Annotated in this window: 10 protein-coding genes; 7 read left to right on the plus strand and 3 right to left on the minus strand. The window is 37.1% G+C overall.

The window, feature by feature from the left end; translation table 11 throughout:
* Nucleotides 1–799: 799 nt before the first annotated feature.
* From C8N37_RS05570 to C8N37_RS05585, 4 genes are read left to right on the plus strand one after another with little or no spacing between them, the layout of a single operon-like run.
* On the plus strand, nucleotides 800–2,074 hold the full coding sequence (locus C8N37_RS05570; protein ID WP_108157989.1) for an IPT/TIG domain-containing protein: 1,275 nt from the start codon (nucleotides 800–802) through the stop codon (nucleotides 2,072–2,074).
* 10 nt (nucleotides 2,075–2,084) lie between these two features.
* Nucleotides 2,085–5,168 (plus strand): SusC/RagA family TonB-linked outer membrane protein, encoded by a 3,084-nt coding sequence (locus tag C8N37_RS05575; protein WP_108158410.1) that lies wholly within the window; start codon nucleotides 2,085–2,087, stop codon nucleotides 5,166–5,168.
* 11 nt (nucleotides 5,169–5,179) lie between these two features.
* Nucleotides 5,180–7,174, plus strand: a complete 1,995-nt coding sequence (locus C8N37_RS05580) for a RagB/SusD family nutrient uptake outer membrane protein (protein ID WP_108157990.1) — start codon at nucleotides 5,180–5,182, stop codon at nucleotides 7,172–7,174.
* 17 nt (nucleotides 7,175–7,191) lie between these two features.
* Nucleotides 7,192–8,091 carry a BT_3987 domain-containing protein gene (locus C8N37_RS05585; RefSeq protein ID WP_108157991.1) on the plus strand — a complete coding sequence of 300 codons (900 nt, stop codon included), beginning with the start codon at nucleotides 7,192–7,194 and terminating at the stop codon, nucleotides 8,089–8,091.
* A 184-nt stretch (nucleotides 8,092–8,275) separates the two neighbouring features.
* Here C8N37_RS05585 and C8N37_RS05590 read toward each other — a convergent pair whose 3' ends face one another.
* From C8N37_RS05590 to C8N37_RS05600, 3 genes are all read right to left on the minus strand, one after another.
* Nucleotides 8,276–9,334 carry a hypothetical protein gene (locus tag C8N37_RS05590; RefSeq protein ID WP_108157992.1) on the minus strand — a complete coding sequence of 353 codons (1,059 nt, stop codon included), beginning with the start codon at nucleotides 9,332–9,334 and terminating at the stop codon, nucleotides 8,276–8,278.
* A gap of 93 nt (nucleotides 9,335–9,427) precedes the next feature.
* The gene (locus tag C8N37_RS05595; protein ID WP_108157993.1) at nucleotides 9,428–9,901 is read right to left on the minus strand and encodes a hypothetical protein; all 474 of its coding nucleotides are present in this window, start codon (nucleotides 9,899–9,901) and stop codon (nucleotides 9,428–9,430) included.
* Nucleotides 9,902–10,098: 197 nt separating this feature from the next.
* Entirely contained in the window at nucleotides 10,099–10,698 is a 600-nt protein-coding gene (locus C8N37_RS05600; protein WP_108157994.1) for a helix-turn-helix domain-containing protein, read from the minus strand.
* 1,112 nt (nucleotides 10,699–11,810) lie between these two features.
* Between C8N37_RS05600 and C8N37_RS05605 the strand changes: the two genes are divergently transcribed.
* The 3 genes from C8N37_RS05605 to C8N37_RS05615 are packed head-to-tail and all read left to right on the plus strand — an operon-like array spanning nucleotide 11,811 to nucleotide 17,486.
* A complete protein-coding gene (locus C8N37_RS05605) occupies nucleotides 11,811–12,920 on the plus strand; it encodes a peroxiredoxin family protein (RefSeq protein ID WP_170114480.1) in 1,110 nt (369 codons plus the stop codon).
* Nucleotides 12,910–16,131, plus strand: coding sequence for a TonB-dependent receptor plug domain-containing protein (locus C8N37_RS05610; RefSeq protein ID WP_108157996.1), 3,222 nt, complete (start codon nucleotides 12,910–12,912; stop codon nucleotides 16,129–16,131). The genes C8N37_RS05605 and C8N37_RS05610 overlap by 11 nt, the downstream gene beginning before the upstream one ends.
* Before the next feature lie 8 nt (nucleotides 16,132–16,139).
* Entirely contained in the window at nucleotides 16,140–17,486 is a 1,347-nt protein-coding gene (locus C8N37_RS05615) for a RagB/SusD family nutrient uptake outer membrane protein (protein ID WP_108157997.1), read from the plus strand.
* Nucleotides 17,487–17,492 lie beyond the last annotated feature (6 nt).

A 17,492-nucleotide genomic window follows, 5' to 3' on the forward strand; every position in this document is an offset into this window, starting at 1 on the left:
CATAAGACTATCAATAATGCCGTCGAAAACAAGTTTTACCCATCAGAAATTATTTAAAAGTTGGTTGAACTTTCAACTGATTAAACTTGCTGATTAGGGCATGTTAAGATCCTTTTTGTTTAATTGTTTTTTCACGGATACATACATGCTTTTCTCTAATTGTAAATCTTATTTTTCTTTCACATTTCGTATTGAAAGTCGCTTGATATTTTTTGTAATTGGGTAAAGTGAATCTGAAAAACTATTCGAATTTCTAGATTAGCAAAGTAAACCCATCTCTCTTTATAGATGTAATGTTTATAATTTGTTTTGCTTTACTGACTATTTCCGCAAAATGGTGTTGCGCATTATTTGTTTATATGATTTTGATAGCATCGTAGTACTTTCCATGCTATACTCCAATGATTAAAATCCGATCGATATGAGAATCATTTTTTTGCAGGCATATCGTGGTTCTGTATCCATATTGTGCATCATCTATAAATAAGTCCCCACTAAAAAACAGAAGGGTTTTTTGGTATGATGGTCTGCCGAGCAATTTCTGTGATTAACTACCCTCTAGCATATTGAAAGTTTAGCTTTTTATTTCTTTTCATTGTAGTGGAGCTGAATTGCTATTACGGACCTATAACATGTAATCGTTAGGGTGGTTTGCTCAATTATCCCCTCAAAATTGACGAAAAAGCCCCTGATCTTAATCAGATTTGTTAGCTAATATTGTAAATGTCTTTTTGACATTTATACAAAATAACCAACAGTAACTAAATTATTTACTAACCAAATTAAATCTATTTAAATTATGAGAGCGAGATTTTTTTTGCTCCTTTTACTCTTTGTGGGGTGCAAAGATAATGAAAGGGACGATGAAGGGCGTCATTTACCCTTTGATGCCTCAAAACCCATTGAGGTAACCAGTTTTATGCCTGATTCTGGACGAATTCGTGAGAAAATTGTGATTAAGGGAAGCAATTTTGGTAATGACAAAAGTAAGGTCAAAGTTGTCTTTAAAGATGCGTTGACGGAGAGAATATCAACCGTAATTGGTGTTGATAACAATACCATATACTGTCTCGCTCCAAGGCAAATTTCGGGGCAGAACACGATTTCGATCGAGATCGATGGTAAAACGGTAATTCCTACCCGTGTTTTTGCATACAGTGCTTCTGAAAATGTATCAACGATAGCAGGGGGAGCAGGAGGAACCAAGACGGATGGTTCACTAGCAGAGGCTAACTTTTCTTATATGCATGGCATAGCCGCATTGGGCGATGAAAAGATCCTTGTTTTTCAGCGAGATAATCCTTCGGTACGTTATATTTCCGTACCTGATAATACCGTCATCACTGTTCATGCCGGTTTTCAAGCAGGAAAACCGACCGTCACAACGGATCGAAATACCGTGTATGCTACAGGTTGGGATTCTCCTCATACCGTATATCGTTATACCCGAGAATCGGGGTGGGCACCAAGTCGATTGGGCGCACTTGGAACCTTTGCTCGGATTCGGGCTTTAGCATTGGATCAATCCGAAAAATGGCTCTATTTCTGTGACCGTGATGGAAAATTTGGCCGCTTTGAAATAGCAACTCAAGAGGTCGAAATTTTAAATCCAGCATTAGATATTGTCAAGTCAGGTGATGGTGGATACCTTATTTTTGATCCTTTTCATGATTGTTTTTATATGTCGGTTCAAGCTGCATATGGTATTTATAAAATTGCTAAAAATGCACAAGGCATATATGAAGCAGCTCCCTACGCAGGATTCAATGGAAATCGGGTGACGAATGGATATCTGTCGGAAAGTGCATTTGCTCAGCCTAACGGGATGACATTAGATGAAGATGGTAATATTTTTATTGTGGAGGGATCAGGGTCGTATTTAGTCAGAAAAATATCAGCCATAGATGGTTATGTCTCCACCATTGCAGGCAGGACAAATGTAGAAGGAGCAACGGATGGAGCTCCTGTAGAAGCGCGTTTTAGCTTTCCATATGACATCTCCAATGATGGTCAGGGTAATTACTATATCGCCGAAGGATGGGGCGTGAGAGTTCGTAAATATGCAATCGAGTAACAAGCTAATCATGAAAAGAATTTTAACCATAATAACACTATTGTGTATATCTATCTATGCGTTCGGACAAGGTACTATCAATGTCGCCGGAACGGTTATGGATGAAAAAGGAATAGAACTCGTAGGTGTTTCTATTACGATAAAAAATAAAGCAAATTCGGGAACGACAAGTGATGCGGACGGGAGATTCAGGTTTAATAATATCCCTGTCAATGCGACACTCGTTTTTAGAATTGTAGGATATGAACCCTTTGAAGGACTTTATACCGCAACTAAGGAAAAAGAAAAGATCGTTCTGAAACAAAAGGTCAATGAGTTTGATGAAGTGGTGGTAACCGGTCAGGGAACACAGCGGAAGATTTCTGTCGTTGGTGCCATTACCAGTGTAGACCCCAAAGAATTGCAGGTGCCTGCCGTATCTGTAAGTAATATGTTGGGCGGACGTGTACCGGGTATTATAGCGGTAACAAGAAGCGGAGAGCCGGGAAATAATTTTTCAGAATTTTGGGTTAGGGGGATCAGTACCTTCGGAGCCCGTCAGGGAGCTTTGATTCTAATTGACGGGGTTGAAGGAAATTTAAATGATTTGGATCCGGCAGATATTCAGGATTTCAGTGTTTTAAAAGATGCTTCTTCTACTGCAGTGTATGGGGTACGTGGGGCAAATGGTGTAGTCGTTGTCAATACAAAAAGGGGAAAAGCAGGTAACCTGAATATTAATTTTAAAACAAACGCGACCTATAGCTATTCGCCAAGGATGCCTCAATATGCGGATGCTTTTACTTATGCATCGCTAGCAAATGAAGCTAAAGTGGCAAGAGGAGATTCACCTATTTATTCCCCTACAGAATTGGAACTGTTTAAATCCAATTTAGATCCGGATCTCTATCCCAATATCAATTGGCGTGATGTGATTCTAAAAGATCATGCGATCAACAATCAGCACCACTTAAGTGTATCTGGTGGGGGAGCAAATGCACGTTATTACTTGAGTTTGGGTGCCCTAAATAATGAGGCTTTATTTAAGCAGGAAAAGAATACCACAAATAAGGTGAATGTGGATTACCACAAATATAATTTTAGAGGAAATATTGATGCCAATTTGACTAAGACAACAGAGCTTTCTTTGAATCTAGAGACTGTATTTATTACACATAACTCTCCGGGCAATGGAACTAATAACGATGCTTTGTGGTCAGCTCAGGCAAATCTACCACCGACGATGGTTCCTGTACGCTACTCGAATGGACAATTACCGTCTTATGGTCAGAATACAGATGAGATGTCTCCTTATGTACGCCTCAACTACACGGGCTATCTCGAAAGTGAGCGGTATTCGGCCAAATCCATTTTAGCTGTAAAACAAAACTTAAGCGCAATAACCGAGGGCTTATCGGCAAGGGCAATGTTTTCTTTGACCACCAATGGCTACCACAGTATTATCAAAACGATGAATCCTGATTTATACTATGCGGATCCAAAAAATGGAAGAAATTTGGATGGAAGTCTTCGTACTATCCGAAGGGTGACTAAACAGGATCTGAATACCGCACAGGGATCGATGTCGGATCGTCAATATTATTTTGAGAGCACATTAAATTATAATCGCACTTTTAGTAACGATCATAATGTGACGGGCTTGGTACACTATTATATGCAAGAGGCAAAAAATAGTAATTGGGGAAACAGTGTGTTTAGTGTTATTCCACAACGTTATCAGGCATTTTCTAGTCGAGCGACCTACTCGTATAAGGATACTTATTTAGTGGAGGCGAATGTGGGCTATACCGGTTCTGAAAATTTTAATAAAGATCGACGTTTTGGAGTATTTCCTTCCATCGCTGCGGGTTGGGTTCCATCACAATATGCGTTTTTTAATGATCATGTGAAATGGATCAACTACCTGAAGTTTAGAGGTTCTTATGGACGAGTTGGAAATGACCGTCTGAATGTACGCTTTCCTTATCTGACCTTAATTGGCTCCAGTGGAACAGGGACATGGGGTGGTTCGGGGATCGCCGAAACACAGATAGGAGCACCAGATATGGAATGGGAAACCACGACCAAGTATAACTTTGGTATTGACGCCAAATTTTGGAATCGCAAATTTGATCTGGTGGTCGATATCTTTAAAAATAAAACGACAGGTATCTTCCAAAAACGGGCTAATATTCCTGATGAAGCAGGATTATCATCAGTACTTCCTTACTCCAATATAGGTTCTATGAGCACTTGGGGTACAGATGGTACATTATCATTTTCCCAAAATATTGGTGAAGACAAAAGCTTTACGTTACGGACCAATTTTACCCTTTCTCGAAATAAGGTAGATTATTGGGAACAGTCTGGTGTTAATTTCCCATACCAATCGTATGTAGGTGTTCCTTATGGTGTGATGAGAGGTCTGATAGCCGAAGGGTTATTTAAAGATGAGGCTGATATTATCAGTAGTCCGAAACAGCAATTTATGGAAAATGTATTGCCGGGTGATATTAAGTATAAGGATGTCAATGGTGATGGTGTGGTGAATAATGATGATATCGTACCGCTGTCGCATGCCAATATTCCGAATATTAATTATGGTTTTGCAGCGACTTTGAATATTAAAAGATTTAGCGTTAGTGCATTTTTTGAGGGTATTGGAGAGGTACAATACTTTATGGGTGGTTCAGGATACTATCCTTATGCGTGGGAATCCCGAGGTAATTTATTAAGCATTGCAGCAGATCCGGCCAATCGTTGGATCTCGAAGGAATATGCGCAAAAGCAAGGTATGGATCCGGCATTGGCCGAAAATACAAATGCGCGGTTTCCACGATTGACCTACGGCAACAATCCGAATAACAATCAATCTTCGACATTCTGGTTGGCCAATGGACGTTATATCAGACTCAAAAATGTGCAGGTAGATTATCGTTTACCGGAGCATTGGGTAAGACCTGCCGGTATTAAATCCGCATCGTTGAGTTTTGTCGGCGACAATCTCCACGTATGGGATAAGGTTAAATTATGGGATCCAGGACAAGCGTCTTCTAATGGAGGTGTGTACCCGCTTCAGCGGATGTATACAATGCAATTAGTGGTTACATTTTAAAACGATATAAAATGAAAAGTATAAAAATCAATATCAGTCAAATTTTTGTCGGTAGTTTGATGGCGATCAGTTGTTGCAGCATTTCCGCTTGCACTAGCTTTTTGAGTGTCGATGATTATTTTGAAAATACAACGCAGTTGGATTCGGTTTTCAAACGCAGGGATTTGGTCGAACAATATATCCGTGGAGCTGCGGGCTATTTGCCTAATGAAGGAAATTTATGGACAAGTTCGCCTACGCCTTTTCAGGGTGCATCGGACGAGAATTTTACATCCTGGAATGACGATCGCCATGCGGGCATCAAGTTTCTCCTAGATGAAATTACCCCTTTTAATAACTATTTTAACAATTATACCAATTACTATCAAGGAATCCGACGGGCAAATCTAGTGTTACAACGGATCAACGAGGTGCCTGACATCAGCGATGTCGATAGACGAGATTTTATGGGTCGTTGTTATTTCCTAAGAGGATATTATTCTTATATGCTCTTGTTGCAGTATGGTCCATTCCCGATTGTACCGGAGGCTCCATTTGCCGTGGATGCTGGAACCGAGGAGATGTCTATAGAACGAAATACATATGATGAGTGTGTCGATTATATCAGCGAAAATATGGAAAAGGCAAATGAGTTTTTATTAGATAGGCGAGAGGCTTCTGCGGATATGAATGTACCTGACAAGGGGGCGGCATTGGCAACCATGTCCCGAGTTTTATTGTATGCGGCTAGCCCTTGGTATAATGGTAACCATTTTTATGCAGATTGGACAAGAAAAGATGGGAAACATTTTATCAATCAAAATGCGGATAATAGTAAATGGGGAAAAGCAGCGGTAGCAGCAAAACGCGTGATGGATCTGAATCGGTATAAACTTTATATTGCCGTAAAAGAGAAAGATACAGCACCGCTGCCCACAGTGACGGAAGACCCTAATTTCAATACCCGTGATTTTCCGAATGGTGCGGCAAATGTGGATCCTTATCGTTCATTTTCCTATGTTTTCAACGGAGAAGTACCTCGGCTGCTGAATGATGAGATTATTTATTCTTGCCAGCCAGCGGTAGGGGGGGATTCTCCGATGTGGATCGCTGCCCCTACTTATTTGGGAGGTGGCAATGGACTCAATCTGACGCAGGATGCGGTGGACGCGTTCTATATGGTCGATGGAAAAGATATCAATGCTTCAAGTACGAAATATCCATATCCTGCTTCATCGATCGCGGGAGATGCTATTGGTGGATCAGATCTGGTTTTCTCTGGTTTTACGTTAAAGAATCAAACTGCAAAAATGTATCAAAATAGAGAGATGCGCTTCTACGCAACGGTAGGTTTCTGCCATAGTTTTTGGCCAGGCACTTCCTATACGGGGAGCGATGCGAGTTTGAAAAATCAGGAAGTGACCTACTATGCAGATGGAAGTGCACAGCCAGCACAAAATTTTCCTGAAGACTATAACCGTACCGGATATACCAGTAAAAAATACATTCATTCGGAAGATAATCTAAAAGCAAATGTGCGAACGAAAGCTTATCCAATATTTCGTTATGCAGAGATTTTGTTAAATTATGCAGAGGCGTTGAACGAACTGAACGGTTCCTACACTTCACCAACAACAGGGATCACCGTAACGCGAAATGAACAAGAGATTTTAGCTGCATTCAACCAAATCCGTTATCGTGCAGGATTGCCAGGGCTGGTTTCTCTTCCAGATCAGGCAACGATGCGCCAACTCATCAAACGGGAAAGACAAATTGAGTTTATGTCTGAAGGAAAACGCTACCTCGATTTACGCCGATGGGGGCAGGATGCCATGGATGCCTACAATCGACCTGTTAGGGGAATGAACGTTAAAGCGCGTAAAGCTGCCCGTAAAGATTTTTATACGGTAACAGTACTAACCGATAAACTGACCCGCCGCAGTTTTGCTCATAAGCATTATTTCTATCCAATTCCAAGAACAGCGCTGGATAGAAACTCCAAGTTGACTCAAAATCCAGGCTGGTAATCTAAAGTGTATAAATCATGAATAATTTAATAAAAAAATACAGCTACATATGGATTGCTCTTCTGCTGTTTTCAGGATGCGAACAGATCGATCCGCTCAAAGAGGAACAATACATCAAACAAATCTATATAGTAGGTGCATCAGCAGTTGTATCGCAATTTGTCATGCCTTACCAATCTACTCCGTCCGATGCTTATATTTCGCTGGCGACTGGCGGATCTTTAAAAATCGATAAAGATGTGTCGGTATCTGTCGTACATGACGACCAGGCAATCAAGTGGTACAACAATAAATATATGATCGATGCACCGGCGAAGTATAGAATTTTGGAGGCAACAAATTATACCATCCCGAAGATGTCTACAACAATTAAGGCAGGCGAGGTGTATGGAAGGGTGCCGTTTTCGGTAACTACAAAGGGACTTCACTGCGATTCATTGTATGCGCTGACTTTTAAGATCGATCAGGTTTCTGACTTTCAGAAAGTAGTTAAAGACAGTGTTTTGATCTTGAACCTCAACTTGGTAAATGATTATTCAGGAACTTATCAATTGAATATAGCACGGTCCAATATGATTAAAAATAATGCGGGTGTATGGGAAAAGGGAACAACAACGAATTTGAGCACAACACGTTTGTTAAAAGCAGTCGATGAAAATACGGTGAGGTTGTTTAATGAGGTCAAAGCTGAACAACGCTCCAGCTATACTTCCCATGAAGAATATTTTAATGCAATCAAAAAGTATGGCGTGAATTTGTCCAAGTCCGCTGATGGTACATTTGTTATTTCTCCCTGGGCTGATTTAGCTATAGTCGATCCTGGAACGTGCAAATATACAGATGATACATTTACTTTCGTATATGATTATATGGACGGAACCACGCGCTATAGAATAGAAGGAACGCTCCGAAAGTAATTTATATTTCGATCTTTAATAATCTAAGATCCCGTCTTCTATGAAAAGGAAGACGGGATCTTTTAATCGTGTGCTATTGGATATGTATACATTTGGCTGTAACTTATATTCTCCTTTTCTGAATCATGACCAATAGATAAAGATTTGGTCTTATTTTGCTCCGTGTGATTAGGATACGATCCTTTTATTTACTTGTTTTTTCACGGATTATATACATGCTTTGGCTGTTTGAAGAATAAAAAGCAAATCCATTTGGGGAGATATAAAATGACGGTCGGAAGGTTATTGCTGGATAGGATGATTCTACAATGGTATAAAATCTATTTTTATAGTTGTCAAATTTTTCTTTTTCCACCGCAATATGTGGGCTGAAAAAATTAAACTCATATTCTCCAATTTTTGTTTGAAAAAACGCTTTTCCACGCCAATTTTTGACGCTATACCCCGGACTTCCGCCTCCAATATTATGGCTGTATTTTAATTTTTCTTCGGGATGAAAATGTAAAAAATTAACATTTTCGGGTAGATATGGATCTATTTCTCCTGTCCAGAAAACATCCTTTCGGAAGCGATTGGCTGTCTCATTATCATCAGGACTTTTGTATTCAGATACTTTTTGCCACAACAGGTACCATTGCTTGTTTTCATAATAGAAAAACTGCATATAGTATTGATCATCTTTGGTCACATTTTTTAAAAACCAATACGGTATATTCTTTTTTGCCTGTTCAATTTTTTTATTTACTTTTTCTTCCTTCCAATTTAAGTCTTGATTTAAAATTTGAATAGCATGTCTTGAGGTATCGCCATTTTGAGGCCAAGTGGTATAATAGGAATGATCGTCAGTGGTGAAAATTATAAAATCATCAATGAAATCGGGCCAGTAGTGATTTAGGTTTAACTGTAAGCTGTCTTCAACAGTTCCGTTGTTTTTTATCTTGTAATAAACCATATCACCTTGCATTTCCACATTTTTTTCGGCATCACAAGAAACAATGAGTTGGTTATTTACTGACTGAAATATGCGTATCGGATTAGGTGAACTTGAGCTTGACACTTGGGTTTCACAAAATAATTTTACCTCGAAAATATCAGAACGGTAATTTTCATTGATTTCTTGAATATGTACATATGCGGAATCCAGCGGTTGTTCGTTCCGTTCCAAAATGCCATTACAGGAATAAGAAAAGATTGAAATGAGTAAAGTAATTAAAGTGGAGGTATTAAAATATTTATTTTGCATTTGATATGATTAACATCTTGTTTTAGATTATGTAGAGAAATTGTCTTTTAAGCTCCTTCAATCTTCATTAATAAGGCTTATTTAGATAAATATTCAATATTTATTAAAGAAATCTTCACGTTCAACTAAATCTGGGATTAGCTGTAATTTGCTTTTTTCCCAACTCTGAAAAATTTCTTTTGGAATTTTGATTTTTAAGAGACTTATTATGGGGCGTCCTGACTGAATCCCCATTGACCATCTTTTCTGATTTTTTAAGAAACTAGATAAAATAAAATCTGGAATAATATTATCCTTGGTAACAGAAAATCCCCGATCTGAAATGATAACCTTAAATACATAATCGGAATATAGTTTTTTATTCGTTAATACACCTGCCTGATTCAGAGAATCCAAATAATTAATCCACTGCAATTTGAAATTCTTTATCCCTTTTGGAGGATGAAGAGGAGCTTCAACTGTTTCAAAAACCACGCTTGTTGTATCAATAATTGATTTTTCTTGTGCTTTAATCAATGTGGTACATAGCAAACTGACGAAAATACAGGTAGCAATAATTTTAGTCATAATTTTTTTATTAAATACTTCTTTTTGGATCTATTCGCGACCCAATTTGTTCTTCAATAACAAATTCAAGCTTTTATAGTATTAAGTCGACCGACATCTCCGTATGATATCCTTAAAGACAATCCATGATGGTGATTGATAACAAATCAAAATATGATAAACTATTCGACAAGTTGACAGATCAAATATAGCTATTGCTATGCTTTGTTATAAAGGAATATCATTCTATTTGAAGTAGAATGATCATGATTAATGCGTGTGGATTTTTCTCTTTTTATTTCATGATCCACGTATTTGCGGAGTAATTCATAAATACGACCAGATTCGAGGACAAGTTCAAAATCTTTTGCAAAATCGATAGCCATTTCGGCAATTGACCTTGATGTGTTGAAATAATCTGTATGTAAAACGATATACTTGATCATTTCCCGTTCCCATTTGTTCCCTGCTCCAGTAGGTTTGGCTGCAAATTTAATACCCTCATCTTTTAACAGTTTATTTTTGTTATGCAGGTATTTTATTTGAAATTCTTGAACATGTTTTATGACTGGAGGATTAACAACCAAGGGTTTATCTGGATTGAAAAAATCAGTAAGTGAAATTTGATAAGTGTCGCATATCTTTTTTAGTGTTTCCACAGAAATTCGAACTGTCCTGCTATGGTAAGTTCTGAAAGTACTGTAGCCGATCTTGGAATAAGCTGCAAATACTTCAAGTTCCAATCCAGTTGTTTTCATTATTTCATTGAAACGATCTGAAATAAACTGTGCCAATTCTTTATTTACTGTTTTTGCCATTATGTTGTATGTAAAATATTTTTGGTCACTTTATTTGTATATATCATACAGATTTATTATGTTTGTATTGCAATCAGTTAATCTGATTGGAGTCTCGATACCGAAACGGCAAATTTCAATAGACACGAGGCGTAGGGTTTGCAGACCCCCATACTTTTTGTATTTTTACAAATAGAAGGGGCAAGCTCCCTATTCGAAACTGTGTCTAAGGTTCTTTGCCGTACCAGGTGTCAGTGTAGAGTAGGGGCTTGCCTTTTTATCTAAAGCCTATACCTGACACAGGCTCATTTTCATAAACCATATTTTATAATCTTATAAATGATGAAAAGAAAAGAGTTTAATAATCGATTATTATGTTTGCCGATTCCAGATCGAGAAAGGTGTAACGCGATCAAAGCACTACTAAAAAACAAGATTCGACAACCGGAATAACTTGTCAATCCTGAAAACCAAAAAGGCTCATCTACCTATTTAGGGCGATGAAAGATAGCCAGACTAATTATAGCTATTTTTAGTATCCCTAACCTTGTTGGTTTTACCGATTCATTTATACAGGCTATTATTCTATATCAATCATTTTTGTTCTTTTATTCTTGACACATTAAAAGTAATGAATTATTTACTGTAAAGCAAAGCTACATTTGCTATTGGTATAGAATTTCTGTATGAGTGAATCGGATTTTATTTCGAATAAATCAAAATGCAATTGCGAAGACCAATTCAACCTGTGATGAAGACATATAATTGCATTTTTTCCATCTTATTTTTTAACTGTTAAGCGGTGTTACCGAGGTAAAGATTTCTAGAGTCTTGCTTTCAGCACTGTGCTTAACGTAATCTTAAAATGATGCAAAAAACTTGCAAAAGGAAGAGCTATGCGCTATCCTCAAGGGAAGAAATGTTTTCGTACCAGTCTAAAAAACGTTTCCTAATTCTCAAAAAACGGGCTATGATCAGCTTTTTACTGGAAAGATATACCCCATAATAAGGGACAACAATTAAAAATTAAGTTTCAGTGTTTATAAATCCCTTTCTACCGAGGGTTAAAAAAGACTTTAGGATCAAGTCTCCCTCGGTGTGAAATGGAATATGGATACATAATGTCTAAAAATATGATGAAAATAGTAAATATATACAGCACTAGCTTTTGGGGATATATCCGGAAGCTGCGGCGTAGAAAAAAGGGGTTTCTGTTTGCCGGAAATATGTTGCTCGTAATCCTGATGATGGGAGGTGTCATGGAAAGCGGGGCGCAAGTTGATGTGATCAGACCCCTGAAAATAGGTGATACCATTCCTGAAGCAGTATGGAATATGCCCCTGTCGGCGACGAATATTCGATCTGAAGAAAAAAGTATCAAATTAGGGGATTTAAGAGATAAAAAATTGATTATTCTCGATTTTTGGGCGACATGGTGTAAGGGTTGCCGATATGCTCTAAAAGAAGTAAATAAGATGTATGATGATTTTTCATCTCATGATGCTCAGTTTATTCCCGTTACGTATCAAAGTAAAGAAGAAACGGCAAAATCGGTGGAAGATATGGGATTACAATTTCTACAAGTGCATTCGAATACCGGCCTTTCTAAATATTTCGCTCATAATACGTTGCCGCATACCGTAGTAATAAAAAATGGTGCGTTTTATGGAATAATGAAATTTTCAGGAGATCAAACGATTCAAGAATTTAAAAAGCTATTGAATCATCAACCGGTGAATTGGAAATATAATGCAAATCTACTATCTCCTAATCGTCCTCTCTTTTCAGATGGGAACGGTGCTGGTGAAATTATATATCAAGCTGATGGATTGAGCCTTTACATCGCAGATTCTACATTTCTATATGAATCTCTGAAACGATATGCTGTTGACAATAAGTTTTTATGGTATGCAAATAATACATCCTTGCTTACATTGCTTTTTCAAATTTATAAAGAAGATATCGATAAACTAAATGTGATGACCTTAGGTAATACGATATGTTATAGCGATTCCATAGTGGAAAAAGAGGTTAAATCAAATCATAAAAAGCTCGGTATACTCTATGAAAGCTCGAGTGCTGAAAGAGCTGGTTTGAACTGTAATTTTAAGAATATGCTTCGTGACCTATATAATTTAGAAATCAATATCGGTCATCATGTAACTCGTTATGATCCTGAAGGTAAATACTTGAAAATTATGATCAGTGCTTATAAGAAGGGGGGAGTGAACTATGAAGGTTAGTTTTATTAAACTGGTGCTGTGCTGTATTTTATTTAGTGCTTTTTTGTTTTCGATGGGGCAAACCAAAACAAAGTTATCTGTTGTGGATATATTAACCAAAAAAGGGATTGAAAAAGCAAGTGTTAAACTAATCTCATCGGATCAAAAAATAATAACTGGTCTAACAGATGGTTCTGGTGAATTTATATGGTCTGCTCCAAACCAAAGATGGATTCGCATAGAAGTAACTCACCTGGCATATGAGACTTTATATTTTATTGTTAAAGAAGGAACGGAAATTCCCGATCCAATAGAACTCAGCCCTAAAAATAATCTTATAAATGAAGTCGAAATCGTTAATACAGGTTATCAACGCTTGTCGAAGGAAAGGAGTACGGGCTCATTTTCAATGATTAAATCGGATGATCTGATGCAATATTCGGATCGCAATGCGCTATCTAATCTAGATAAATTAACATCTGGAATTGTATTCGATAAAAGATTTGAAGAAAATGACGGGAATACAATTTCTATTCGAGGGAGAGGTACTATTTTTGGAGGCACTGCACCACTTATTATATTAGATGATTTTCCTTATGAGGGACGAATTGATGATATTGACCCTGCGATCATAAAAAGTATAACGATTCTGAAAGATGCTGCTGCTGCTTCTATCTGGGGGGCACGAGCAAGTAATGGTGTCCTTGTCATCACGACGAAAAACGGAAAGGGATTACGTAAAACTCAAATATTCACTTCATCATCATTTCGTCTAAAAAATAAGCCTGATCTACAAGAGTTGAACTGGATCTCTACAATAGATTTTATAGAAGTTGAAAAATTTCTTTTTTCAAATAATTTCTATGATAATCAAGAAATAAGCCCAACAAAAATGGTCCTGTCGCCAGTAGTGGAAGCTTTGATTTCAAAGAGAGAAGGTAAAATATCGGATCTACAATTGGGTAAAATTATATCAAAATATAGTACATACGATATTCGAAAGGATATGGAAAGATATCTTTATAAATCAGAGTTTGGATTTCAGAATACGGTCCAGATAGCCAACTCAAATGGCATTAATAGTCAAAGTCTCCAATTAGGATGGGATCAACAGCAATCGCATACGGGACTGATTAGTAATCGCTATACGATTAATACTACAAATAATTTTTTACTATGGAATAAGCTGCAGTTAGATCTAAGGTTGAATTATACGTTGAATAAAATGAATGCAGGTGGACTAAATTATTCAGATTTGACCTCGGGCGGATCGAAAAGGATATATCCGTATGCTCGATTGGTGGATGATCAATATAATAATGCAGTGGTATTAAAAGATTATAGAGACCAATTTCTGGATGAGTCATATCAAAATGGTCTATTAGATTGGAGATACAGGCCGTTGGATGAAAATCAACTCATAAATGATAAGAGCAATAGACATCAAGGATTGTCAAATTTGACTTTACGGTATCCCATTTTTAAAGGGCTTAATATCGAAACCAAATATCAAGCATCTCTATATAATCAAACCCGCTTAAATTTAAAAAACAAAGATAGTTATTATGTGCGTGATCTTGTGAATCGCTTTACTCAAGAATCAACAAATGGTGAGTTGTCTTATCCGGTGCCTTATGCTGATGTGAGGAATAAATCTATTCAAACAAGTTACGCTCATTATTTCCGTACACAGGTTAATTATAACTTTAAAAGTGTTAATCATGAACTTGACGTGATGGGAGGTTATGAAAAACGGATTTCTGATGCATCAAATGAATCCAGTACGATCTATGGCTTTAATAACAATGATCTTACGTTTGCGATTTTGGATCATAATGCGCTATACCCGATGTACTATAATAAGAGTTTTAGGTACCGTATTGATAATGGATTGTCTTTGAACGCGACCTCTGACCGTTTTGTCTCTTACTATGCGAATATGGGTTATACTTTTAAAAATAAATATACGCTTTCAGCTAGTGCGCGAAAAGACGGATCAAATATATTTGGAGTAAATACAAACCAAAAATTTATCCCTTTATGGTCCATTGGCGGAGCTTATAATCTGACCAACCAACCTTTCTTGGCGATAGATATTATTAAATATTTGAAAGTTAGATTAAGTTATGGTTTTAATGGTCATGTAGATAATAGTATGTCTTCATTACCGACAATGCGCTATACTAATGGACAGACATTTTATCCAAATCTTAATTATGCGATACTGGTAAATCCCTATAATCCTGATCTAAGATGGGAAAAAACGGGTACTATAAATGTAGGTGTCGATTTTAAATTGAGCGGGGGGGTGAGTGGTAGTGTTGATCTCTACCAAAAAGATGGAACTGACATCATTGGTGATACACCCCTGGACCCAACATTAGGTATTATGGGGTTAGGTCTTTCATATGGTTCTTACGCTTATCGTGGCAATATAGCTGAAATGCGCAATCGTGGTCTTGATATTTCTTTGAATACTGTCAACCCAATTGATAAACTGATCTGGTCAAATACATTGAATATATCTTATAATGCCAATGAGGTAAGATCCTATCAACAGAAAAATAATTTAAATGGAAGCTTTTTTGTGGGAACAGGAATGAAAGTGAATCCAATTGTTGGTAAACCTATCTATTCTATTTATAGTTATTCATTTCAAGGCCTAGACGAATTCGGAGATCCACAAGGATGGCAAGAGGGCCAGATTAACAAAGATTATAGTAAAATTCTGACAAGTACAAATGTTGACGAGCTTATATACCATGGTCCTGCTGTCGCTCCGTGGTACGGAAATTATCGTACCCGATTTTCCTATGGACCAATGTCAATTTCAGCAGCAATTGCATTTAAATTTGGATTTTATTTTAGACGTGAATCTATAAATTATAATGATTTATATCAAGATTGGCGAGGGCATAGTGATTTTGAGAAAAGATGGCAGAAGCCAGGCGATGAGCTAAAAACATCGGTGCCAGCAATGATATATCCTAATATAAACAATCGTGATTTGTTCTATAGTAATAGCTCGGTATTGGTTGAGCGGGGTGATTATATTCGACTTTCAGATATTCGGTATGAATATAACTTGTTGAAAGGGAGTATAAAGTGTTTTGCTATGGTAGAGAATTTGGGATTTGTTTATAAAAAAACTAACGCTAGGGTGAATCCCGAAACGCTGTCTGATTTGAGTTTACCGCGAATGTACACGCTAGGTTTTTCATTACGATATTAAACTAAATTATGAAACAGATATATATAATGTGGTTTGCAGTAGTGTTGCTAACCAGTTGTGATACAGAATTTTTGGATGTTAAATCTGATAAATCAATGGTAGTGCCGATGGATTTAAAGGATTTTAGAGCAATCTTGGACAATGGAGCAATGAATGATTTAGCCCCATCTATTGGAGAAATTGCAGCGGACGACTATTATGTGGAATTTAATGCCTGGCAATCGATGTCTGATGTAGCTTCACGAAATGCATACATTTGGTTAGATGATGTCTTAAATGATAAAGAGTCGAATGACTGGTCTTTGGGTTATAAAGATATTTTGTACGCCAATACGGTATTAGATGGACTTGATAAATTAAAAATTGCATCTGACGAAGCGAATGATATTCGCGGTTCAGCACTTTTTTTTAGAGCTTTTAAGTATTTTCATCTCGCACAGGTATTTTGTATGCCATGGAAGAGAGAGGGAAATGATGAAGTGTTAGGTCTGCCACTGCGCTTAGGATCTGAAGTAGAATATAAATCAGTAAGATCCAGCTTAGAACAAACCTATCAGCAGATATTAGAAGACGCAAATAGCGCATTGGGCTTACTGCAATATGATAATTCGATATATAAGACTAGACCGAATAAGACTGCTGCTCATGCACTATTGGCAAGAATTTATTTAGTGATGGGTAATTATAAAAATGCACTGAAGCATTCTTCAGCAAGTTTGAATAAGGTGGATGCATTGATCGATTACAATCAGTTAAATTTTTCGAAATTCAATCCTATTGAAAGATTTAATTCTGAAGTGCTGTTTCATCATCGATTGTCCACCAAAACTATTTGGGGTACAAGCCGTCAGCGAATAGATACGACACTCTTGGCTTCGTATTCATTAAATGATTTGCGAAGAAAAGCTTTTTTTAAGTTTAGAAGTGATTCTACAGCATATTTCGTAGGAAGCTACGACGGGTCGGCGACTCAATTTACAGGCCTTGCGTGTGATGAAGTTATACTCATTAAGGCGGAATGCAACGTACGTTTGGATAATCTACAAGAAGCTAAAAATGACATGGTAAAATTGCTGAAAAATAGAACCATAGGTAGTTTTGATATAGCAAGCATTCCATCTGATAAAAATAATTTACTAAATTATATTCTAATGGAAAGGAGAAAGCAATTAGTTTTTAGAGGATTGAGATGGATGGACATTAGAAGACTGAATGCTTTGGAAGGTCTAAACTATACCATCGAGAAAAAATTAGGTGACCGGTTATACACATTACCTCCAAATGATAAACGTTATGCCTTTTTAATACCACTTCAGGTTATAAGCCAGAGTGATATGATTCAGAATCAAAGATAAATAAAA

Source organism: Sphingobacterium faecium, assembly GCF_003054045.1.
In the GTDB taxonomy this organism is placed as follows: domain Bacteria; phylum Bacteroidota; class Bacteroidia; order Sphingobacteriales; family Sphingobacteriaceae; genus Sphingobacterium; species Sphingobacterium faecium.

What these genes read in the sequence shown, in the direction of transcription:
- C8N37_RS05570 (WP_108157989.1), top strand. Translation starts at nt 800, where the DNA reads ATGAGAGCGAGATTTTTTTTGCTCCTTTTACTCTTTGTGGGGTGCAAA.
- C8N37_RS05575 (WP_108158410.1), top strand. Translation starts at nt 2,085, where the DNA reads ATGAAAAGAATTTTAACCATAATAACACTATTGTGTATATCTATCTAT.
- C8N37_RS05580 (WP_108157990.1), top strand. Translation starts at nt 5,180, where the DNA reads ATGAAAAGTATAAAAATCAATATCAGTCAAATTTTTGTCGGTAGTTTG.
- C8N37_RS05585 (WP_108157991.1), top strand. Translation starts at nt 7,192, where the DNA reads ATGAATAATTTAATAAAAAAATACAGCTACATATGGATTGCTCTTCTG.
- C8N37_RS05590 (WP_108157992.1), bottom strand. Translation starts at nt 9,334, where the DNA reads ATGCAAAATAAATATTTTAATACCTCCACTTTAATTACTTTACTCATT.
- C8N37_RS05595 (WP_108157993.1), bottom strand. Translation starts at nt 9,901, where the DNA reads ATGACTAAAATTATTGCTACCTGTATTTTCGTCAGTTTGCTATGTACC.
- C8N37_RS05600 (WP_108157994.1), bottom strand. Translation starts at nt 10,698, where the DNA reads ATGGCAAAAACAGTAAATAAAGAATTGGCACAGTTTATTTCAGATCGT.
- C8N37_RS05605 (WP_170114480.1), top strand. Translation starts at nt 11,811, where the DNA reads ATGATGAAAATAGTAAATATATACAGCACTAGCTTTTGGGGATATATC.
- C8N37_RS05610 (WP_108157996.1), top strand. Translation starts at nt 12,910, where the DNA reads ATGAAGGTTAGTTTTATTAAACTGGTGCTGTGCTGTATTTTATTTAGT.
- C8N37_RS05615 (WP_108157997.1), top strand. Translation starts at nt 16,140, where the DNA reads ATGAAACAGATATATATAATGTGGTTTGCAGTAGTGTTGCTAACCAGT.